The following is an 18,743-nucleotide window of genomic DNA, read 5'->3' as shown; positions in this document are numbered from 1 at the left end:
CGACGGAAAATCGCCTCTTCGCTCGATTATTGCCCGGTTATGGCGATCATGACCGCACCATGCGCCGGAACGGTGTAGTTGGCGGGAAGGGCGGAGGCCTTCTGACCCGACCAGATATCTTCGATTCCCGACACAGTCGCAAAACCGGCGTCGGCGGCTGTGGGAGCCATGGATGCAGCTTCCGTTCCGCGATTGAACAGGGCCAGCGCGACGCGGCCGTCGGCCAGCGGCTTGGCCCAGACTTCCACTGTCCCCTGCTTGCGCACCGCCTTGCCCTGAACCCCGCGCGCGTCCTGATCGATGGCGATGACGCGGCGGTTAGTCAGCATAGCCAGCGTTTCCGGACTGGTTTCGCGCAGGTCATGGCCCATCATCAGCGGCGCGGCGGCCATGGCCCACAGGGTCATATGGGTGCGATATTCGTCTGCGCTCATGCCGCCATTGCCGATTTCCAGCATGTCGGGATCGTTCCAGCCATGCGGCCCGGCATGATCGGGATTGCCATTCTTGTCGAAGCCGATCTTCGCCATGGTCGGATAATCGTCGGTAATGTCGCCGGTGGTGCGCCACAGCTGACCGCCCACGTCCCGGCCCCAACTGCCGACATCAAAGCGGCCATATTCGCAGAGCGAGAAGATCATCTCGCGCCCGGTGGCCTGAAGCGCTGCGCCCATTTCATGATAGCTGCGCTTGACCGTGTCGGCATCGGCATAGAACCATTCGCCTGAACAGAGGTCATATTTCAGATAGTCGAAGCCCCAGTCGGCGAAGCTCTTCGCATCCTGCGCGACATGGCCATAGCTGCCCTCATAGCCGGCGCAGGTGCGTGGCCCCTGCGAGGAGTAGATGCCGATCTTCAGCCCCTTACTATGCACATAGGCGGTCAGGGCTTTCATATCCGGGAACTTCGCATTGGGTTGCAGCACGCCATGGGCGTCTCGCTGGCCCTGCCAGCCGTCATCGATGTTGATATAGCTATAGCCCGCGTCGCGCAGGCCGGTCGACACCATCGCATCGGCCATGGCGCGCACGGTCTTGTCATCAATATGTTCGGCGAACTTGTTCCAGCTGCTCCAGCCCATGGGCGGGGTGGCGGCGAGTGGACTGGGGATGGGCTGGCCCAGCGGCGGCAGTGCGGCGAACTTGAAAGCGCGGGCCTTGGCGCCCTTCGCGGTGCCGCGATAGCCGTCGATCGCGACCTTCGTTTCCCAGATCTGGCCTTCCAGATGGGGCTTGCCGTCGGTCAGGCTGACGCTCCAACTGCGGGTGGCGTGATCGCGATCGTTGATGTTGCGCGCCTCGAACAGCAATTTGCCGTTGGCGATGCGGGGATTGAGCATCTCGACCGGGCCGTACCAGAGCGTCGTGACGCTACCTTCGATCTTCGCGCCCTTGCTCTTCACCTCCATCATGGTGACGCCGGGGGTAGGCGGGGCATCATCGAATAGCCACACGCCGTCGAACGGCGTCTTTGCCGCAGCGGGCGAGGCGAGGCTGAGGGTAGCGGCGAGGGTGGCGAACAGGGCGCGCGACATCGCGATCTCCTTTCGGATCAATGGGGACTAAAAGAGGGAAGGATGCGCAGCCGTCAGGCGGTGGCGGCATCCCGTCGGGCGTCGCTGCGACTGCGGCTGTACAGGAAGTAGAAGAGCAGGCCGATGACGTTCCAGGCGCCGAAGCGGATCAGCGTCGCGTCCGGCAGGCTGAAGAGCAGATAGGCGCAACCCAATATGGTCAGCGTGCCCACGACATAGGGTTGCGGACAGCGGAACAGGCGTGGCAGTTCGGGCGAACGGCGGCGCAGGATCATCAGGCAGGCGCCCACCGCCATGAAGGCGATCAACGTGCCGGCATTGGCCAGTTCGGCGATTTCATCGAGCCGGAAGATGCCGGCGACCAGCGCAATCGACACGCCGGTAATCAGCGTGATGCGGGTCGGCGCGCCGGTGCGCGGGCTGATCTTGGCCAGGCTGCGCGGCAGCAGGCCATCGCGTGCCATGACGAAGAAGACGCGGCTCTGGCCGTACATCATGACCAGGATGACCGAAGGCAAAGCGATGACGGCGGCGAGCGCGATCAGATGCGCAGCGACCGGCTGGCCGAGCTGGCGCAGGACGAGGGCAAGCGGTTCGGGCGAATTGGCAAGCTGTTGGAAGGGCAGGGCGCCGATCGCAGCGATGGCGACCGCCATGTAGATCAACGTGCAGACCAGCATCGATCCGATGATGCCGATGGTAAGGTCGCGGCCCGGATTCTTGGCTTCTTCCGCCGAGGTGGCCACGGCGTCGAAGCCGTAAAAGGCGAAGAAGACGATGGCCGCCGCCGCCATCACGCCGCGCTTCTGTCCCTCAATCTCCGTACTGGCGAAGCCATAGGGCATGAAGGGTTCGAGATTGGTCGAATGGAAGGCGGGCAGGGCGATCGCGACGAAGATCGACAGGGCGACCAGTTTGATGATGACAAGGATGATGTTGAGCGTGGCGCTTTCGCGGGTGCCCGCGATCAGCATGCCCATCACGGCCAGCGCAACAGCCACCGCAGGCAGGTTGATAAGGCCGCCGCCATGTGGTCCGACCAGCAGCATCGCAGGTAGATGGATGCCCGCCGATTGCAGCCAGCCCACCAGATAGCCTGACCAGCCGACCGCGACAGTCGAACAGGCGAGCGAATATTCCAGGATAAGGCTCCAGCCCACGATCCAGGCGATGGTTTCGCCCATGGCCGCATAGCTGAAGGTGTAGGCGCTGCCCGCCGCCGGGATCAGGGTCGCCATTTCGGCATAAGCGAGCGCCGCGCAGGCACAGACCGCGCCGGCAATGGCGAAGGCCAGGATCACGGCGGGACCGGCGCGTTCGGCACCCACACCTGTCAGCGTATAGATGCCCGTGCCCACGATCGCGCCGACGCCCAGCGCGATCAGGTGCGGCCAGCTTAACGTCTTGGCCAGACTATGCCCGGACTCGCGCCTTGCGAGTGACTCGATGGATTTACGTGGTCCGAGCATGAAGTCCCCTTTATCGAATCATTGCGTGTGGCTGGCGGCGAAATGCGCGCGAAGATCGTCGAGTGTACTGGCGATATGCTGTGTCAGCAGCGACTGCACCGTGTCCGCATCGGCCGCGAGCCAGGCGTCGAGCAGCGCCTGATGCTCCTCATGCGCGCGGTCGCCGCGTCCCGCCGGGGCGAGATGGGCCAGCACATAGCGTTCGGCTAGCACTTCGAGGCGTTCGACCAACTGGGTGGTCAGCAGGCGACCGCCCGGCCGCACCAGCGCGACATGAAATTCGCGATTGCGTACGGCGACGTCGTTCAGATTGTCATGCGCCGCGGCATCCAGCCGTTCGAAGGCCTTGATCGCTGCCTGCTTGTCCTCGTCCGTTGCGCGGCCGCAGGAGAAGGCGGCGGCAACCGGTTCGGTGGCAAGGCGCAGCAGATAGATTTCCTCCGCCTGATCGGCCGACATGGGCCGCACGAACCAGCCACGATTGGCCTGGCTGGTCAGCAACCCTTCATGCTCCAGTCGCGCCAATGCTTCACGCAACGGAATTTTGCTGACGCCCAGTTCGGCGGCCAGCGCATCCTGACGAACAGGCTCGCGATCAGGCAGTTTCCCTTCGACGATCCGTTCCCGGATCACCTCGAATATACGTTCGGCAAGGGTGCGGACGACAATGGTCACCTATATCTCTCCATATAGAGCGCTGCGACGCGGGACAAATGCGTCGCAACTCGACCGTATATGGTAGATAATCGCCTATTGCACTGCAAAAGCGTGTTTGTTGTAAGTCTGTCCAATATTGTCATCGCCCCAATGCCAAGGGACCGGCGAACCGGTTGCCATTGCCTGGAGGGGTGAAAATCAATCATTGTCGGACGGAACCTGATGCGTTATCTGCTCTGTTGATATAACGTATACGATATTAACAGGCCGATGCAATGGAGTTTTTGTGGGGCGCATAGCGATAATCGGCGGTGGTGTTGTGGGGCTTTCCACGGGCATCGCATTGCTGGATGCCGGGCAGGCGGTTGTACTGGTCGACGACGATGCCGATGGGCAGGCTGCATCCTGGGGCAATGCCGGCCATATCGCGGTGGAGCAGGTTGCGCCGCTGGCGTCTCTTTCGCTGTTGCGCAGCGTGCCGGGTCGGCTGTTCGCGTGGGGCGGGGCGCTGGACTTCCCTTTGTCGGCGATCGGGGCCTGGCTGCCCTTCGGCCTGCGGTTGATGGCAGCGGCGCGGCCTGCGCAGTTCCGCCATGGCAGCGATGTGCTGCGCGGACTGCTCGAACAGGCGATGCCGGCCTGGACCGACCTGGCGACCCGGATCGGCGCGCCGGATATGGTGCGGCAGGAAGGCCATTATGTGGTCTGGCATGGAGCGGATGCCGCGGCGGCAGGGCGTAAGGGCTGGGAAGCCGCCGATACCGGCATCGCCCGCGTGCATGATGTGTCGCAGGCAGAGTTGGCGGGATTGTCGCAACTGGGTGCGCAGCCGATCGCGGGAGCGATCCGCTTTTCGGGGAGTGGGCAGATTGCCGATCTGGTGCTGTTGCGTCAGGCTTTGCGCACCGCCTTCCTGGCGCAGGGCGGTGAAATTGTCGGGCGGCGGGCGACCATGCGTCGATCGGGGCGACGGATCGAGGTGCCGGGTGTGGAGGCGGATCGCATTCTGGTCTGTGCCGGTGTTCATTCCCGCGCGCTGATGGAGGCTGTGGAGCACAAGGTGCCGATGATTGCCGAGCGGGGCTATCATATTCGCGCCGATGCCGCGGACTGGCCCGCTGAAATGCCGCCGATCGTCTATGAAGAGCGATCGATGATCGTTACGCGGTACCGGAACAGCGTGCAGGCCGCGAGTTTCGTGGAACTGGGCCGGATCGACGCGCAGGCCGATCCGCGCAAATGGGAGAGGCTGGAAGGGCATGTCGCCGAACTGGGCTTGCCGATGCGTGGGCCATTCACGCGCTGGATGGGTTGTCGGCCGACGCTGCCCGACTATCTGCCCGCGATCGGGCGCTCGCAAAAGGCGGACAATCTCTTCTACGCTTTCGGGCATCAGCATCTGGGGCTGACATTGGCGCCGATCACCGCGCGGCTGATGACGGGGCTGGTGACGGGAGCGGAACCGGCCGTGTCGGTCGCGCCGTTTGATCTGACCCGCTATGCGGGGAACGGATGACGGGTCAGGCCGGATAGCCGGCCCGGTCGAGAAGATGACGGGCTTGCTTGAGATGTGGTGCGTCGACCATGCGGCCATCGACCTGAAGCGCGCCTGCGCCCGGTGCTGCTGCGAAGGCCGTGACGATGCGTCGGGCCTGAGCGATCTGATCCGCATCGGGCGTGAAGGCGGCGTTGATGATCGCTATCTGATCAGGATGGATCGCCATCATGCCGGTGAAACCATCGCGGGCCGCACGGCGCGCATAGGCGTTGAGGCCGTCCCGGTCGCGCAGCGCCGGATAGACAGTCTCGATCGCGGGAACGCCGGCGGCATGCGCCCCGAACAGGGTTAGCGACCGGACCATCTCATAGGGCGGTGTGTAGCGCCCATCCTCCTCCCGGCTGGACGCGGCGCCTATCGCTGCGGGAAGATCTTCCGCGCCCCAAGTGAGGCCGATAAGGTGGGCATGGGCTAGGGCATAGCTGCCCAGCTGGAATATCGCCGCTGGCGTTTCGGTCGCGATCGGCAGGATGGGCGCGTCGATTTGCGATGCGGCGAGGCATTGGGCCAGCCTGTGCACGCTGACGGCGCCTTCCGCCTTGGGCAGGAGAATGGCGTCCGGCGACAACCCCGCCAGCGCGGCTAGGTCCTGCTCCTCCAACGGGGTATCAAGCGGATTGATCCGCACGAACAGCCGCACCTCACCGCGCGGCGCGAGCAACCGCTCTACCACCGCTGCCCGCGCGGCCGCCTTCGCCGATGCCGCGACTGAATCCTCCAGATCGAGGATCAGCGCGTCGGCGCCGCTGGCGGCTGCTCGATCGAACCGGTCGGGCCTGTCGCCCGGTACGAAGAGCAGGGAGCGCAGCCTCAAGCGCCCGATCCCGTGAGCAGGGCCATGCGCAGGCAATGGCAGACGATCTCGTCCCGCTGGTTGCGGAGTTGGTGGGCGAAAGTGACGATGCCTGATCCCGGCCGTGATCGGCTGTCGCGCAGGTCATGCACCTGCGTTTCGGCGCGCAGCGTATCGCCCAGAAAGACCGGTTTTGGCATCACCAGTCTGTCATAGCCCAGATTGGCGATCAGCGTGCCGAGCGTCGTATCCGCTATGGTCAGCCCGATCATCAGGGAGAAGGTGAAGGTGCCATTGACGAGGATCTGGCCGAATTCGGACGCTTTGGCCGCTTCGGCATCGATATGCAGCGGCTGGGGATTATGCGTCATGACCGAAAAGAGCAGATTGTCCGTCTCGGTCACGGTGCGGCGGATGTCGTGGACGATCGCATCGCCGATCTGCCATTCATCATAATGACGTCCGGCCATCAGCCTTCTCCCTGATCGATGCGCGCCAGCAGCGCGCCTTCGGACACCTGCGCGCCGGTCGATGCCTTGAGGTCCGCGACGATGCCGTCGAAGGGCGCGAGCAGGGACTGTTCCATTTTCATGGCTTCCATCACCAGCAGCTTCTGGCCTTTGGCGACCTGTTGCCCCTGTTCCACCAGCACGGCGATGATGCGGCCCGGCATCGGGGAGAGGATGGCGCCGTCGCCCGCATCGGCACCATCGACATGATCCGCGCGCCGTGGACCGAAGGGCCAGGCTTCTCCATCAAGGAACAGGACGCCGTTGGCGCTTGTGGCAGGGACGGTCTGGTCCGGCGTCACGATGTAGGGCTTGCCTGCCACCTCCACTTCGACCTGCCGGACAGGGATGGCGTTGGCGCGGAAGCCGGGCAGGCTGTCCCATGGATCGCCGGTCGAAACGGGCAGGATGGCGGCGGCGGCGGCGGCGAGGATTGCGGGTGACGGATTGGGTGAAGGGATCAACTGCCCCGCGTGCCGATCGATGAAGCCGGTGTCGACATGGCCCGCCACAAAGTCACGATGGGCGGCGGCGAGGGACAGAAACGCAGCGTTGGTGCGTACCGGCCAGACCTGCACATCGCAGGCGGCCCGCGCCAGCCGGGCGGCAGCCTCACTACGCGTTGCGCCATGCACGATCAGCTTCGCGATCATCGGGTCATAATAGGGGGTGACTTCGCCGCCTTCCTCGACCCCGCTGTCGACCCGGGCATCGGCGGGAAAGCGCAATCGTTCGAGCGGGCCGGTCGAGGGTAGGAAGCCGGTTGCGGGATTTTCGGCATAGAGCCGCGCCTCCATCGCCCAGCCGTGGATCGACAGTTCCTCCTGTCGTCTGGGCAGGGGCTGACCGCTGGCAACGCGCAACTGCCATTCGACCAGATCCTGGCCCGTGATCGCCTCCGTCACCGGATGTTCGACCTGAAGCCGGGTGTTCATTTCCATGAACCAGATGCGATCGGCGCGCAGCCCTTCCGATCCGTCGGCGATGAATTCGATCGTGCCGGCGCCGACATAGTCGACGGCCCGGGCGGCACGGACCGCTGCGTCGCAGAGGGCCGCGCGCGTCGGGGCATCCATGCCGGGAGCGGGCGCTTCCTCGATCACCTTCTGATGGCGGCGTTGCAGCGAACAGTCGCGTTCGAACAGATGGACGACCGATCCGTGGCTGTCGCCAAAGACCTGAACCTCAATATGGCGGGGCGAGAGAATATATTTTTCGATGAGGACACGATCGTCGCCGAAGGAGGTCGCCGCTTCCCGTTTGCAGCTTTCCAGCATGTCCGCAAAGTCGGCGGCGGCGTCGACCCGGCGCATACCCTTGCCACCGCCGCCGGCCACGGCCTTGATCAGGACGGGATAGCCGATGGCATCCGCTTCCGATCGCAAATGGTCGGGCGACTGGTTGGCGCCCAGATATCCGGGTGTGACGGGGACGCCGGCGGCGATCATGCGCTGCTTTGCGGCATCCTTCAGGCCCATGGCGCGGATGCTGGCGGGCGGGGCGCCGACCCAGATCAGGCCCGCCGCCATGACGGCTTCGGCAAAATCGGCATTTTCCGACAGAAATCCGTAGCCCGGATGGATGGCAGCGGCACCGCTGCTCCGTGCCGCCTCGATCAGCCGGTCCTGGCGCAGATAGCTGTCGGCGGCTGATGCGCCGCCAATGGCGATCGCTTCGTCCGCTTCGCGCACGAAGGGCATGGTCGCATCGACATCGGAATGGACCGCGATGGTGCGGATGCCCATGCGCCGGGCTGTCCGGATGATGCGGCGGGCGATCTCGCCCCGGTTGGCGATCAGCAGGCTTTCCATCATGGGAGGTGCGCTATCCATCGATCACATCCGGAAAAGGCCGAATTTCGGCGTCTGGGGAATGGGCGCGTTCAGCGTTGCGGAAAAGGCGAGGCCCAGAATGTCGCGAGTCTGTACCGGGTCGATAATGCCATCATCCCACAGTCGCGCCGTGGCATGATAAGGATTTCCTTCATCCTCATATTTCTGGCGGATCGGCGCCTTGAAGGCTTCCGCTTCCTCCGCGTTCCATGTCGCGGCGTCGCGATGCACGGTTGCCAGCACGCTGGCCGCCTGTTCGCCACCCATCACCGAAATCCGGGCATTGGGCCATGTGAAAAGAAAGCGGGGGGAATAGGCGCGGCCGCACATGCCATAATTGCCCGCGCCAAAGCTGCCGCCGATCAGCACGGTGATCTTGGGCACGGAGGCGGTGGCGACGGCGGTGACGAGCTTGGCGCCATTTTTGGCGATCCCTTCGGCTTCATATTTGCCGCCGACCATGAAGCCCGAAATATTCTGAAGAAACAGCAGCGGCACCCGACGCTGGCAGGCCAGTTCGATGAAATGCGCGCCCTTGAGCGCGCTTTCGGAGAAGAGCACACCATTATTGGCGAGGATCGCCACCGGCATGCCCCAGATGCGGGCGAAGCCGCAGACCAGAGTCGTGCCGTATAGCGGCTTGAAGGCATGGAATTCGGACCCGTCGACGATGCGGGCGATCACGTCATGGACATCATAGGGCGCCCGGACATCCTGCGGGATGATGCCATAGAGTTCCTGCGGGTCGTGCAGCGGGGGGCGGGGGGCAGTGATGTCGATATCCACCGCCTTGGGGCGATTGAGGGTCGCCACGATATCGCGCACGATCAGCAGGGCATGCTCGTCATTTTCCGCGACATGATCGACCACGCCGGATTTGCGGGCGTGGGTGTCCGCCCCGCCCAGTTCCTCGGCCGAAATGATTTCGCCGGTGGCCGCCTGTACCAGCGGCGGACCGGCCAGGAAGATCGTGCCCTGATTGCGCACGATTACAGTTTCATCGGACATGGCCGGGACATAGGCGCCACCGGCGGTGCAACTGCCCATGACACAAGCGATCTGCGCTATGCCTTCGGCCGACATCTGCGCCTGATTGAAGAAGATGCGGCCGAAATGATCGCGGTCGGGAAAGACGTCGGCCTGATGGGGCAGGTTCGCGCCGCCGGAATCGACCAGATAGATGCAGGGCAACCGGTTCTCGCGGGCGATTTCCTGCGCGCGCAGATGCTTCTTCACCGTCATCGGGAAATAGGCGCCGCCCTTCACCGTCGGATCATTGGCCGCGATCATGCATTCGCGGCCGGCGATCCGGCCGATGCCCGCGATCATGCCGGCGCCCGGCGCGCCGTCCCGTTGTCCGTCCGCAGCACCATACATGCCGTTCGCCGCCAGCGCGCCGACTTCCAGAAAGGGAGAAGCGGGATCGAGCAGTCGTTCGATCCGGTCGCGCGGCAACAGCTTTCCGCGTGCGACATGCCGGGCCCGATGCTGTTCCGAACCGCCCAGCGCGCTGGTGGTTATCCTGTCCCGCAGGTCCTGGGCCAGCGCGCGGTTATGGGTGGCGTTGGCGAGGAAATTGTCCGACGCGGTATCGACCATGCTGCGGAGCCGGGTCATGACGCGGCCTGCTTCGCGCGGGCGCCATCATCGCCGATCAGTTCACGGCCGATCAGCATGCGACGGATTTCATTGGTGCCCGCGCCGATATCCAGCAGCTTGGCGTCGCGCCAATAGCGTTCGACCGGCCAGTCCTTCGTATAGCCCGCGCCGCCCAGCGCCTGAATGGCTTCGCCAGCGACCTTCACGGCATTTTCCGAAGCGAGCAGGATGCAACCAGCCGCGTCGAAACGGGTCGTCTGTCCGGCGTCGCAAGCGCGGGCGACGGCATAGGCATAAGCGCGCGAACTGTTGAGCGCGACGTAGATGTCGGCGACCTTCGCCTGCATCAACTGGAAGTCGCCGATCGGCCGGCCGAATTGCCGGCGTTCGCGGACATAGGGCAGCACGACGTCCAGGCAAGCCTGCATGATGCCGATCTGGATGCCCGACAGCACCACCCGTTCATAGTCGAGGCCCGACATCAGCACTTTGACGCCGCCGTTGAGCGGGCCCATCACCTGACTGTCCGCCACGAAACAGTCGTCGAAGACCAGTTCCGCCGTGGGAGAACCACGCATGCCGACCTTGTCGATCTTCTGCCCGATCGAGAAGCCGGCAAAGCCCTTTTCGATGAGGAAGGCGGTGATGCCGCGCGATCCGGCATCCGGGCTGGTACGGGCATAGACGACCAGCGTGTCGGCATAAGGGGCGTTGGTGATCCAATATTTGGTGCCGTTCAAGCGAAAGCCGCCATCGACCCGGTCCGCCCGCAACTTCATCGACACGACGTCCGATCCCGCACCGGCTTCCGACATCGCAAGGCTGCCGACATGCTCGCCCGAAATCAGGCCGGGCAGATAGCGCGCCTTTTGTTCGGGATTAGCCCATCGGCGAATCTGGTTGACGCACAGATTGGAATGGGCGCCATAGCTGAGGCCGATGGAGGCGGACGCACGGCTGACTTCCTCACAGGCGACAAGATGTTCGAGATAGCCGAGGCCAAGGCCGCCATGCTCCTGTTCGACGGTGATACTGTGCAGGCCGAGCGCGCCCATTTCCGGCCAGAGTTCGCGCGGGAAATTGTCCTGCGCATCAATGTCGGCGGCCAACGGTGCGATCCGGTCCTGCGCGAAGCGCCGGGTGGCGTCACGGATCATGTCCGCCATCTCGCCCAGGGCGAAGTCGAGTTCAGCCATCATCCTCTCCAATATGGTCTGAAATATGGTCTGAACGCATTTTTACGGCGGTCGGGCCCCTTTGGAAAATTGAAAGATGCAGGGTAACGGCATAGAGGCTGTCTATGATGGATGCGGTCGGCGATCGTCCGGTGCATAGGGCGGCAATGCCAGCGCGGACCGCAATCGCATATTTGGCCCATAGTATCGCGTGCAAAGGATATTTCATGATTGGTGGATCGAGCGTCGAGGCCGAACTGGGCCAGATGCAACCCTGGGCCGATCGCGCCGCGCCGATCGCGGTGGCGGAGCGGCTGGACCGGCTGGTGCGGGCGCAGGCGCTGACCGACGGCATCGGCGCGCAGGCGTTGCTGGTCAATGCCGGGGCGTCGCTGCGCTATTTTTCGGCGGTGCCATGGGGGCAGAGCGAGCGGCTGGTCGCGATGCTGCTGGTGCCGGGGCGTGACCCGATCATCATCTGCCCGCATTTCGAGATCGGTACGCTGGAGGCGGATCTGGCGATCGGCGCCGACATCCGGTCGTGGCAGGAGGATGAAGATCCGGTCGCGCTGGTGATCGACGCACTGTCGGAGGCTGGCGTGCGGACGGTGGCGGTTGATCCGGAATTGCCCTTCCATTTTGCCGAACGGTTGCGGCAGGGAACGAGCGCCAGACTGGTCGATGCCACGCCGGTCGTCAGTGGATGCCGCATGGTGAAGTCCGCCGCCGAACTGGCGCTGATGCAGCAAGCCAAGTCCATGACGTTGCAGGTGCATGCCGCCGCCGCGCGCATATTGCGCCCCGGCATCAGGGCGAGCGAAGTGACGCGCTTCATTGATGAAGCGCATCGCCGGCTGGGGGCAAAGGGCTCCAGCTTCTGCATCGTGCAGTTCGGCGAGGCGACCGCTTATCCCCATGGCCTGCCGGGCGACCGGGCGCTGGAGGAGGGGCAACTGGTGCTGATCGATACCGGTTGCACGATCGAGGGCTATCATTCGGACATTACGCGCACCTATGCCTTCGGCGCGGTGGACCAGCAGGCGCGCGATATCTGGGCGCTGGAGAAGGAAGCGCAGCAGGCGGCATTCGATGCGGTCATGCCCGGCGCGCCTTGCGAGAGCGTGGATGCGGCGGCGCGGGCGGTGCTGGAGAAGGCGGGGCTGGGGCCGGACTATCGCTTGCCCGGCCTGCCGCATCGCACTGGCCATGGCATCGGCTTGTCGATCCATGAACCGGCCTATCTGGTGCGCGGGGACAAGACGCCGCTGCAACCGGGCATGTGTTTTTCCAATGAGCCGATGATCGTAGTGCCGCAGCGTTTCGGCATCCGGCTGGAGGATCATTTCCACGTCACCGAAAGCGGCGCGCAGTGGTTCACCCAGCCGCAGGTGGCGATCGATCGACCTTTTGCCGATTAATTACCGTGTCGCGGGGCGCAGCATCCGTTGCGCCCCGATATTGATGATCAGTACGCCCGCGCCGATCGCGGCGGCGACCAGGCCGATGCGCAGATAGGCGTCGAGGATGATCGCGCGGTCGCCGCCATTGGCGCCGCCGCCCATCGCCTCGATCACCGAGGCGATCACGCCGGCACTGAAATTGCCTGCTGCCGTCGCCAGGAACCACGTGCCCATCAGGAAGCTGAGCATATGGCGTGGGGCGAAGCGCGACATGGCGGAGAGGCCGACAGGCGACAGACACATTTCGCCGATGGCATGGCAGAGGAAGAGCAGGAAGATGAAGGCCAGCGGCACCTTCTGATCCGCCGGGACCAGTCCGGCCAGCGCCATCAGCACGGAGCCGCCGCCGACCATGATGATGCCGAAAGCGAAGCTGCTGATGGGAGTGGGCATCCGGTTTGCCTTGGCGAGGCGCAGCCAGAGGGCGGCGAAGGGTAGAGCGATCAGACAGACGAAGAAGGGTGGCAGCGCCTGAAAGACCGAAGCCGGCACTTCATGGCCGAAAACCATGCGGTTCACATGATGATCGATGAACAGGCTGAGCGAGGAGCCGCTCTGTTCGTAGAGACCCCAGAAGACCGGCTGGATGACGATCAGCGCCAGTGCGTAGAGCAGCTTGCGCCGTTCTTCGCCTGCCAGTCGGGCGAGCGCGATCCAGACCAGCAGCAGGCCGACGAGTAAGCCGCCGACCGCGAGCAGGGTGCCGGTAAGCTTGGGGGATATGAGCAAGAGCCAACTGAGCAAGGTCAGGGGGATGGTGCTGGCATAGATCAGCCATTCGCGCTTCAGGCCGAAGATAGGCTGCGCCAGCGCCGCCGGATCGAGCGCTTCGCCGCCGCCGAGCAGATGGCGCTTGCCACGCGCGAAGACGATGACGCCCGCGATCATACCGATCGCCGCCGCGCCGAAGCCATAGCCCCAGCCCAAAGTCTCGCCCAGAACGCCGCAGATGACGGGGCCGATCGCGCCGCCCAGATTGATGCCCATGTAGAAGAGCGTATAGGCGCTGTCCCGGCGTGGATCATGGGCGGCGTAGAGCTTGCCCACCAGCGCGGAGATATTCGCCTTCAGGAAGCCGGTGCCTACCACAATCAGCGACAGGCCGATCCAGAAGATCGCCTGCGCCGAAGCGCCCAGCACGTCCTCCAGCCCGAGCGTGATATGGCCGCTGGCGATCACCAGCCCACCGAACAGCACAGCCTTGCGCTGGCCCAGCCACCGGTCGGCGAGATAGCCACCGATCATGGGGGAGAGGAACACCAGCGCGAGATAAGAGCCGTACAGCAGGCCCGATTGCTCGCCCGAATAGAGGAAATGGCGCGTGAGGTAAAAGATCAGCAGCGCGCGCATCCCGTAGAAGGAGAAGCGCTCCCACAATTCGGTGAAGAAGAGAACGTAAAGGCCCTTGGGATGGCCCCAGAGGGTTTCGGCTTCCGGCTGGGTCGTCGTCATATGGTCAGGGAATCCAGCGATAATCGGGTTTGGCGGTGACTTCGGGTACGGGCGCGGTCAGGTCTGCGCCGCGCTTCGGGTCTTTCGCTGCGTCCTGATCGACGAAGCCGTAGGAGATGCCCTTGTCGAACTGGCCGCCGCGATGTTCGACGTCGCCGATGGTCTGGGCCGTGCCGGACAGGATGATCCCTTTCTCATATTCGCCGATGCCGAGCATCGAGGTGGCTGCGCGGGCATGGCCGCGCAGGATGGTGTCGCCGCGCAGGACGGTGAGGCCCGCGATGACGGCATCATCGCGAAGCTGTGCTCGGTCTGAGACGACGGCATGGTCCTCCACCCGTGCCCGGTCGGCGACGGTGCCGGACAGGACGCGAGCGTAGGGGCCGACATAGGCGGTGGCGGCGACCTTTGCGTCGGTGCCTACCCAGCCGCCGCCATTGGCGTGGCGATGGCCGCCGGGGATGGGAGCGGGCATGTCGGGCCGGGCGCCGTCCAGTTCCACCATCCAGGGATAGCGGTAGATGGAATAATAGGGCTGGTCCCAGCGGATTTTCTGCATCTGGGACGGGGTGGCCATGACGACGAGGTAGAGGCCCTTGTCATCGGGGCGGATGGCGATCGCCGTCTGGGCGCGTGCGCCACGCTGTAACGGGCTGTAGCGGTTCGTGCCGTCCGTACCGACCGCGACCATGCCCCAGCGCCAGTCTGAGGCGGGTGGCGGGATGGTTTCGGGTTCGTCGGCGAGGCCGGGCAGTTTTGCGGTGGCGGATGCCTGTTGCACGATGCCGCGGAAGCTGACGGCGACGCGGGTCTGGCCGACATCGGGGTTCAGCCTGACGATATTATAGCCCCAGCGTTGCGGCGCCCACATGTCAGGCACGGCGTAGCGGCGCTTGTCCGCATCGATCAGGTCGAGCACGGTCGCGGCCAATATGGCGGGGCCGGTGGTCTGGTCGTAGTTGCCATAGTTTTTGCGATAGACCGCGCCATTGGCATAGTCCCAATTGGCGTTGTGGAGCGCCCAGTCGCCGAAGACGTTGTTGAGCTGATCCTGTGTCCAGTCCATGTTCGAGCGCAGGACAGTGAAGGGATCGGCAGTCAGGCGGGCGGGATCGTCCTTGTCGGGTGCATTGCGCCACAGGGCGTTGACGGCATCATAGCCGTAGCGATCCTTGAGATATTCGAACCATTGCCAGTTGCAGTAGCGCGAGCGGGTCGAGCCATAATAGAGGTGCGGATATTGTTTGAGCAGCACCGAACAATGGGTGTTGTCGCGAAACTCCGGCAACTGGGTGGTCATCCAGTTGGCATGGCTTTCGAACATCCAGCCGGTGTAGGGCGAGTCCATCAGCCGGCCGGTGGCGGCTTGCAAGGCATGGGTCAGTTCATGGGCGAGGCCGAACCGGTCCTTGAGCGCGCCCGGCCCTATCCACATGCCCATATGGCCGAGGGAGTCGGTACCGCCGGTGAGGCCATAATCGACGCCGATATAGGCGTTGACCTTGTACTGGGTGGCATCGCCGCAATGGGGCATCGGAAAGCCCAGAGTGTCGATGAAGTAGGACCAGACATATTCCAGATGCGCGGCGGCGGCCTTTGCATCGGCGGGATCGACGGTGCCCGGCTTCCAGTGGAAGGCGACATGGGCGCTTTCCATCTGGAGCGGCAGCGCGCCGTTGACGGCATCGCCCGGATCGGTCGCTGCGACGGTCCAGGGGGCGGTGGCGCAAATAGGATTTCCGACGCTTAACTTCGCATATTTCCCGCTGGTTTCGACATTATGTTGCGCGGGGCTGATCCTATCGGAAAGTGCCACCGTGCAATTTTCAGGCGAAAGCCTAGCCGTTGTGCTGGAAATAGGACAGCGATCGGCTGTGGACCGGGGCAGGGCAGCGAGCGCCGCGCCCCCCATCGTCAGACCAAGAGCTGATGCGAGGAGGGCGCGGCGCATCGTCATCAGCGCGGCGTTAGCGTGATGCGGGTGGCGGCTGTGGTGAGCGGGATGGCATAGCCGCCCCGGTCTGCCGTGCCGCCGCCGAACACATAGGGCTTGCCGTCCTTCGTCGTGGTTTCGAACAGCAGGCGGGCCTTGGCTGTCGCCGCGTCGGCGGGATCGAGTGTCAACACGACATTGCCCGATGCGGCGTCATAATCGGCGCTGGCGATGCGGCCGGCCTCCAGCGTGATCCACAGGCCCGCGGGCGCAACGAACAGGCGGCGGCGGGCGCCGTCCTGCGGCACGATGTGGACCTTTCCAGCGTCATCCGTGACCTTGCCGCCAAAGCCGAGCCAGCCCAGATCCTTGTCCTTCACCGCATAGGTGGCCGAGGCGATCGCATGGCCGTAAAAGCCCATGCCATAGTCGCCGCTGATCGCATCCCACTTCATCATATCGGGCCAACTGTGGAAGGCGGCAGACCCGAAGCCCTGCTGGTCGATATTGGTGATGCCGCCCATCATGCCGCCATAGGCGACGCGCAGCAGGTGGAGATCGTCCGGATTCTGGCGATAGGCGTCGAACAGGGGCACGGCGTTGAGCGCCGAGCCATAATGGTGAATCTGCCGTTCGATCCGCGACACCTTACCGCCATAGAGGAAGTCCCAATAGCGGCGGGCATTGCCATTATAGCCCCAACTGGGGATGGTCGGATCATAGCCAAGAATAACCTCCTTGGTTACATCGACCTGCGGCTGATAACCGAAATAGCGCATCCAGGCATAGACTTCGGGCTGGCCGGTGGAGTCCCAGGCCATTTCGCTGCCGAAGGGATATTTGAGCGTGCGCCAGTGATCGGCGCGGCCCTTCATCAATTTCTCCATTTCGGTGGCCTCGATCGTCAGGCCTTCGCGCTTCAGGTCTTTCAGGATGTCGAGGAAGATGTCGCCTTCCATCTGGCCGAACTGGGCATAATAGGGCGCGTCGCGCATCATCGCGACCGAGGTGCGATAGGCCCAGTCGAGATAGAAGCGCCAGTCATGCTGCTTGACCAGACCCTGATTGTCGCGGGCGAGGCGATAGAGCACCCAATGGCCGATCGCGACATGGGGATAATTGTAGGAGCGGCCGAGATCGTCCGAATCCTTCTTCGACCAGGCGGTCCAGTTCTTCCAGTTGATCGCCGGATCATAATAGTCCGGAAATTCCTTCGGGTCGTAATAGAAGAGGCTTTTCTTGACCGCGCCGGCCTGTGGGCCGTCCGCAACTTGCAGATGGCCGAGCACGGTTTCGTTGACCATGCGTTCCAGCTTGGCGATTTCCTCCGCATTGGGATTGTCGAGTTGCTTGATGGCGGCGGCGACCCAGCTGCCCGCGCCGCCCTCGTCGCTCATGCCGGACACCCAGACGCGGCCGTCCTGCGTCAGGATCTTATTCTCTTCCCGGTCATAGGAGAGGATGGCGGGCGAGCGGTGGAAGGGATCGTCCTTGCCTTCGAACCACTGGTTCGTCGTGGTGAAATGGCCGATGTCGGCCATCACCTGCTCTAGCGGTTTGGTGATATAGTAGCTGACGGTTTGGGCCTGTCCGTCGGCATAAGTGATAGTCAGGCGCGCCTGACCCCAGCCCGATGCCTTCACATCATAGCGTGCGGAGCCGGCGCTGCTTTCGACCGGCGTGGCGGTGAGGGCACCGGCGGGGAAGCTTTCGATCTTTGCGACGGGACTGGCGGATTTCAGGTAGAGGCTGGCCGACTGGTCGGTGGGCACGACATAGCCGGGGATGCCGACCGCGACGGGGCGCTTGTTGGCGACCAGCGTGTCCTCGATCGCGCGGATGCTGGGCGAGGTGACGAAGCGCAGGCCGATGGTGCGGCTCTGGCCGGGCGCCAATATGATGCTGGTCGCCTCATTCCATTGCGGGCCGGACTTGGCCCATTCCTTGTCGACGAAACCCTTGCTGGCGACGGTCCAGTCGTAAAAGCCTTCGGAGACCTGCGTGCGCGGGCTGCGGTCGGTGAAGATATCGTCCTTGGGCGCCGCGCGGGCTTCGAGGACCGGGCGATAGGCTTCGAGTGGGGTGTTCTTCTCTGGCAGGACCAGCAGCGCAGGCCCCTGACCGTTGAGGCGCGTTACCTGCAAATAGCCGGCATCGCGGCCGATATAGGGATCGACGAAGCTGGCCTGGGCATGGGCCTGATCCAGATCGCGGTCGAGGATGATATTGTCGAACACCATCGGCATGCCGAGCGCGCCGATTTCAACGGGGGCGTTGCTTGTGTTGACCAGGGTGAAGCGCACGGCGAGGACGCCATTGTCATTGACCCATTGCCGTTCGACGCGCAGCGGGATGCCCGCGCCCATCGATGCGGTGATGTCGGCGGCGGCCAGTATATCGCCGCGCGCGACCAGCTTCACGATCGGTTTGCGGGCATGGGCGGAGGCATAATCCTGCCATGCGCCGGTGCCGCTCTTCAGGCGGAGATGGAGGTCGCCGATATGGACATAGCCGTCTGCCGCGCGTTCCGCTTCGCGGGCGGCGGGGACATAATCGAACGCCGCGTCGCCGCTGGGTGAGAGGTGCGCCAGCGTCTGCGTGTCGGTGCGCAGGGCGAGGTCGAAGGTCGGCGTCTTATAGGCGGTCTTCGCGATCGGCGGGAAGACCTTCTTGGCGGGCTGGGCCTCGGCAAAGGCGGCGGTGGCGGGCATCAGCGCGGGCACGGACGCCAGCAGCAGCGCGATCAGGGGGAGCTTCTTGGTCATCATCTT

The 18,743-nt window shown here is 64.1% G+C and carries 13 protein-coding genes; 2 read left to right on the top strand and 11 right to left on the bottom strand.

Going from position 1 to position 18,743, the window contains the following annotated elements; all coding sequences use genetic code 11:
* Positions 1 to 26: 26 nt before the first annotated feature.
* Genes BMY84_RS09825 through BMY84_RS09815 form a run of 3 tightly spaced genes read right to left on the bottom strand, consistent with a single transcriptional unit; the run spans position 27 to position 3,679 of the window.
* Entirely contained in the window at positions 27 to 1,535 is a 1,509-nt protein-coding gene (locus BMY84_RS09825) for a glycoside hydrolase family 27 protein (RefSeq protein WP_093083492.1), read from the bottom strand.
* A 53-nt stretch (positions 1,536 to 1,588) separates the two neighbouring features.
* Positions 1,589 to 3,004: an amino acid permease gene (locus BMY84_RS09820; RefSeq protein WP_093083491.1), complete on the bottom strand. Its 1,416-nt coding sequence runs from the start codon at positions 3,002 to 3,004 to the stop codon at positions 1,589 to 1,591.
* Between the two features lie 18 nt (positions 3,005 to 3,022).
* Entirely contained in the window at positions 3,023 to 3,679 is a 657-nt protein-coding gene (locus BMY84_RS09815) for a GntR family transcriptional regulator (protein WP_093083489.1), read from the bottom strand.
* A 268-nt stretch (positions 3,680 to 3,947) separates the two neighbouring features.
* Here BMY84_RS09815 and BMY84_RS09810 point away from each other — a divergent pair, with 268 nt between their 5' ends.
* On the top strand, positions 3,948 to 5,177 hold the full coding sequence (locus BMY84_RS09810) for an NAD(P)/FAD-dependent oxidoreductase (protein ID WP_093083488.1): 1,230 nt from the start codon (positions 3,948 to 3,950) through the stop codon (positions 5,175 to 5,177).
* Between the two features lie 4 nt (positions 5,178 to 5,181).
* Here BMY84_RS09810 and BMY84_RS09805 read toward each other — a convergent pair whose 3' ends face one another.
* Genes BMY84_RS09805 through BMY84_RS09785 form a run of 5 tightly spaced genes read right to left on the bottom strand, consistent with a single transcriptional unit; the run spans position 5,182 to position 11,148 of the window.
* Positions 5,182 to 6,033, bottom strand: a complete 852-nt coding sequence (locus BMY84_RS09805; protein ID WP_093083486.1) for an HpcH/HpaI aldolase/citrate lyase family protein — start codon at positions 6,031 to 6,033, stop codon at positions 5,182 to 5,184.
* A complete protein-coding gene (locus tag BMY84_RS09800; RefSeq protein WP_093083484.1) occupies positions 6,030 to 6,482 on the bottom strand; it encodes a MaoC family dehydratase in 453 nt (150 codons plus the stop codon). The genes BMY84_RS09805 and BMY84_RS09800 overlap by 4 nt, the downstream gene beginning before the upstream one ends.
* Positions 6,482 to 8,335, bottom strand: a complete 1,854-nt coding sequence (locus tag BMY84_RS09795) for an acetyl/propionyl/methylcrotonyl-CoA carboxylase subunit alpha (RefSeq protein WP_093083483.1) — start codon at positions 8,333 to 8,335, stop codon at positions 6,482 to 6,484. The genes BMY84_RS09800 and BMY84_RS09795 overlap by 1 nt, the downstream gene beginning before the upstream one ends.
* A 21-nt stretch (positions 8,336 to 8,356) precedes the next feature.
* A complete protein-coding gene (locus tag BMY84_RS09790) occupies positions 8,357 to 9,970 on the bottom strand; it encodes a carboxyl transferase domain-containing protein (protein WP_093083481.1) in 1,614 nt (537 codons plus the stop codon).
* The gene (locus BMY84_RS09785) at positions 9,967 to 11,148 is read right to left on the bottom strand and encodes an acyl-CoA dehydrogenase family protein (RefSeq protein WP_093083723.1); all 1,182 of its coding nucleotides are present in this window, start codon (positions 11,146 to 11,148) and stop codon (positions 9,967 to 9,969) included. The genes BMY84_RS09790 and BMY84_RS09785 overlap by 4 nt, the downstream gene beginning before the upstream one ends.
* 206 nt (positions 11,149 to 11,354) lie before the next feature.
* On the opposite strand from BMY84_RS09785, the gene BMY84_RS09780 reads away from it, so the two are divergent.
* Positions 11,355 to 12,545 carry a M24 family metallopeptidase gene (locus BMY84_RS09780; protein ID WP_093083721.1) on the top strand — a complete coding sequence of 397 codons (1,191 nt, stop codon included), beginning with the start codon at positions 11,355 to 11,357 and terminating at the stop codon, positions 12,543 to 12,545.
* Here BMY84_RS09780 and BMY84_RS09775 read toward each other — a convergent pair whose 3' ends face one another.
* The 3 genes from BMY84_RS09775 to BMY84_RS09765 all read right to left on the bottom strand — a co-directional run bounded on the left by BMY84_RS09775 (position 12,546) and on the right by BMY84_RS09765 (position 18,740).
* Positions 12,546 to 14,039 (bottom strand): peptide MFS transporter, encoded by a 1,494-nt coding sequence (locus BMY84_RS09775; RefSeq protein WP_093083479.1) that lies wholly within the window; start codon positions 14,037 to 14,039, stop codon positions 12,546 to 12,548.
* A gap of 4 nt (positions 14,040 to 14,043) precedes the next feature.
* Positions 14,044 to 15,855 carry an Svx/AvrXca family virulence/avirulence protein gene (locus BMY84_RS09770; protein WP_218146935.1) on the bottom strand — a complete coding sequence of 604 codons (1,812 nt, stop codon included), beginning with the start codon at positions 15,853 to 15,855 and terminating at the stop codon, positions 14,044 to 14,046.
* Positions 15,856 to 15,995: 140 nt separating this feature from the next.
* Complete coding sequence (locus BMY84_RS09765) at positions 15,996 to 18,740, bottom strand: DUF5695 domain-containing protein (protein WP_093083478.1); 2,745 nt, start codon at positions 18,738 to 18,740, stop codon at positions 15,996 to 15,998.
* Between the last annotated feature and the right edge of the window lie 3 nt (positions 18,741 to 18,743).

Source organism: Sphingobium sp. AP50 (assembly GCF_900109095.1).
GTDB lineage: Bacteria > Pseudomonadota > Alphaproteobacteria > Sphingomonadales > Sphingomonadaceae > Sphingobium.
This window is presented reverse-complemented; position numbering and strand designations above follow the sequence as displayed.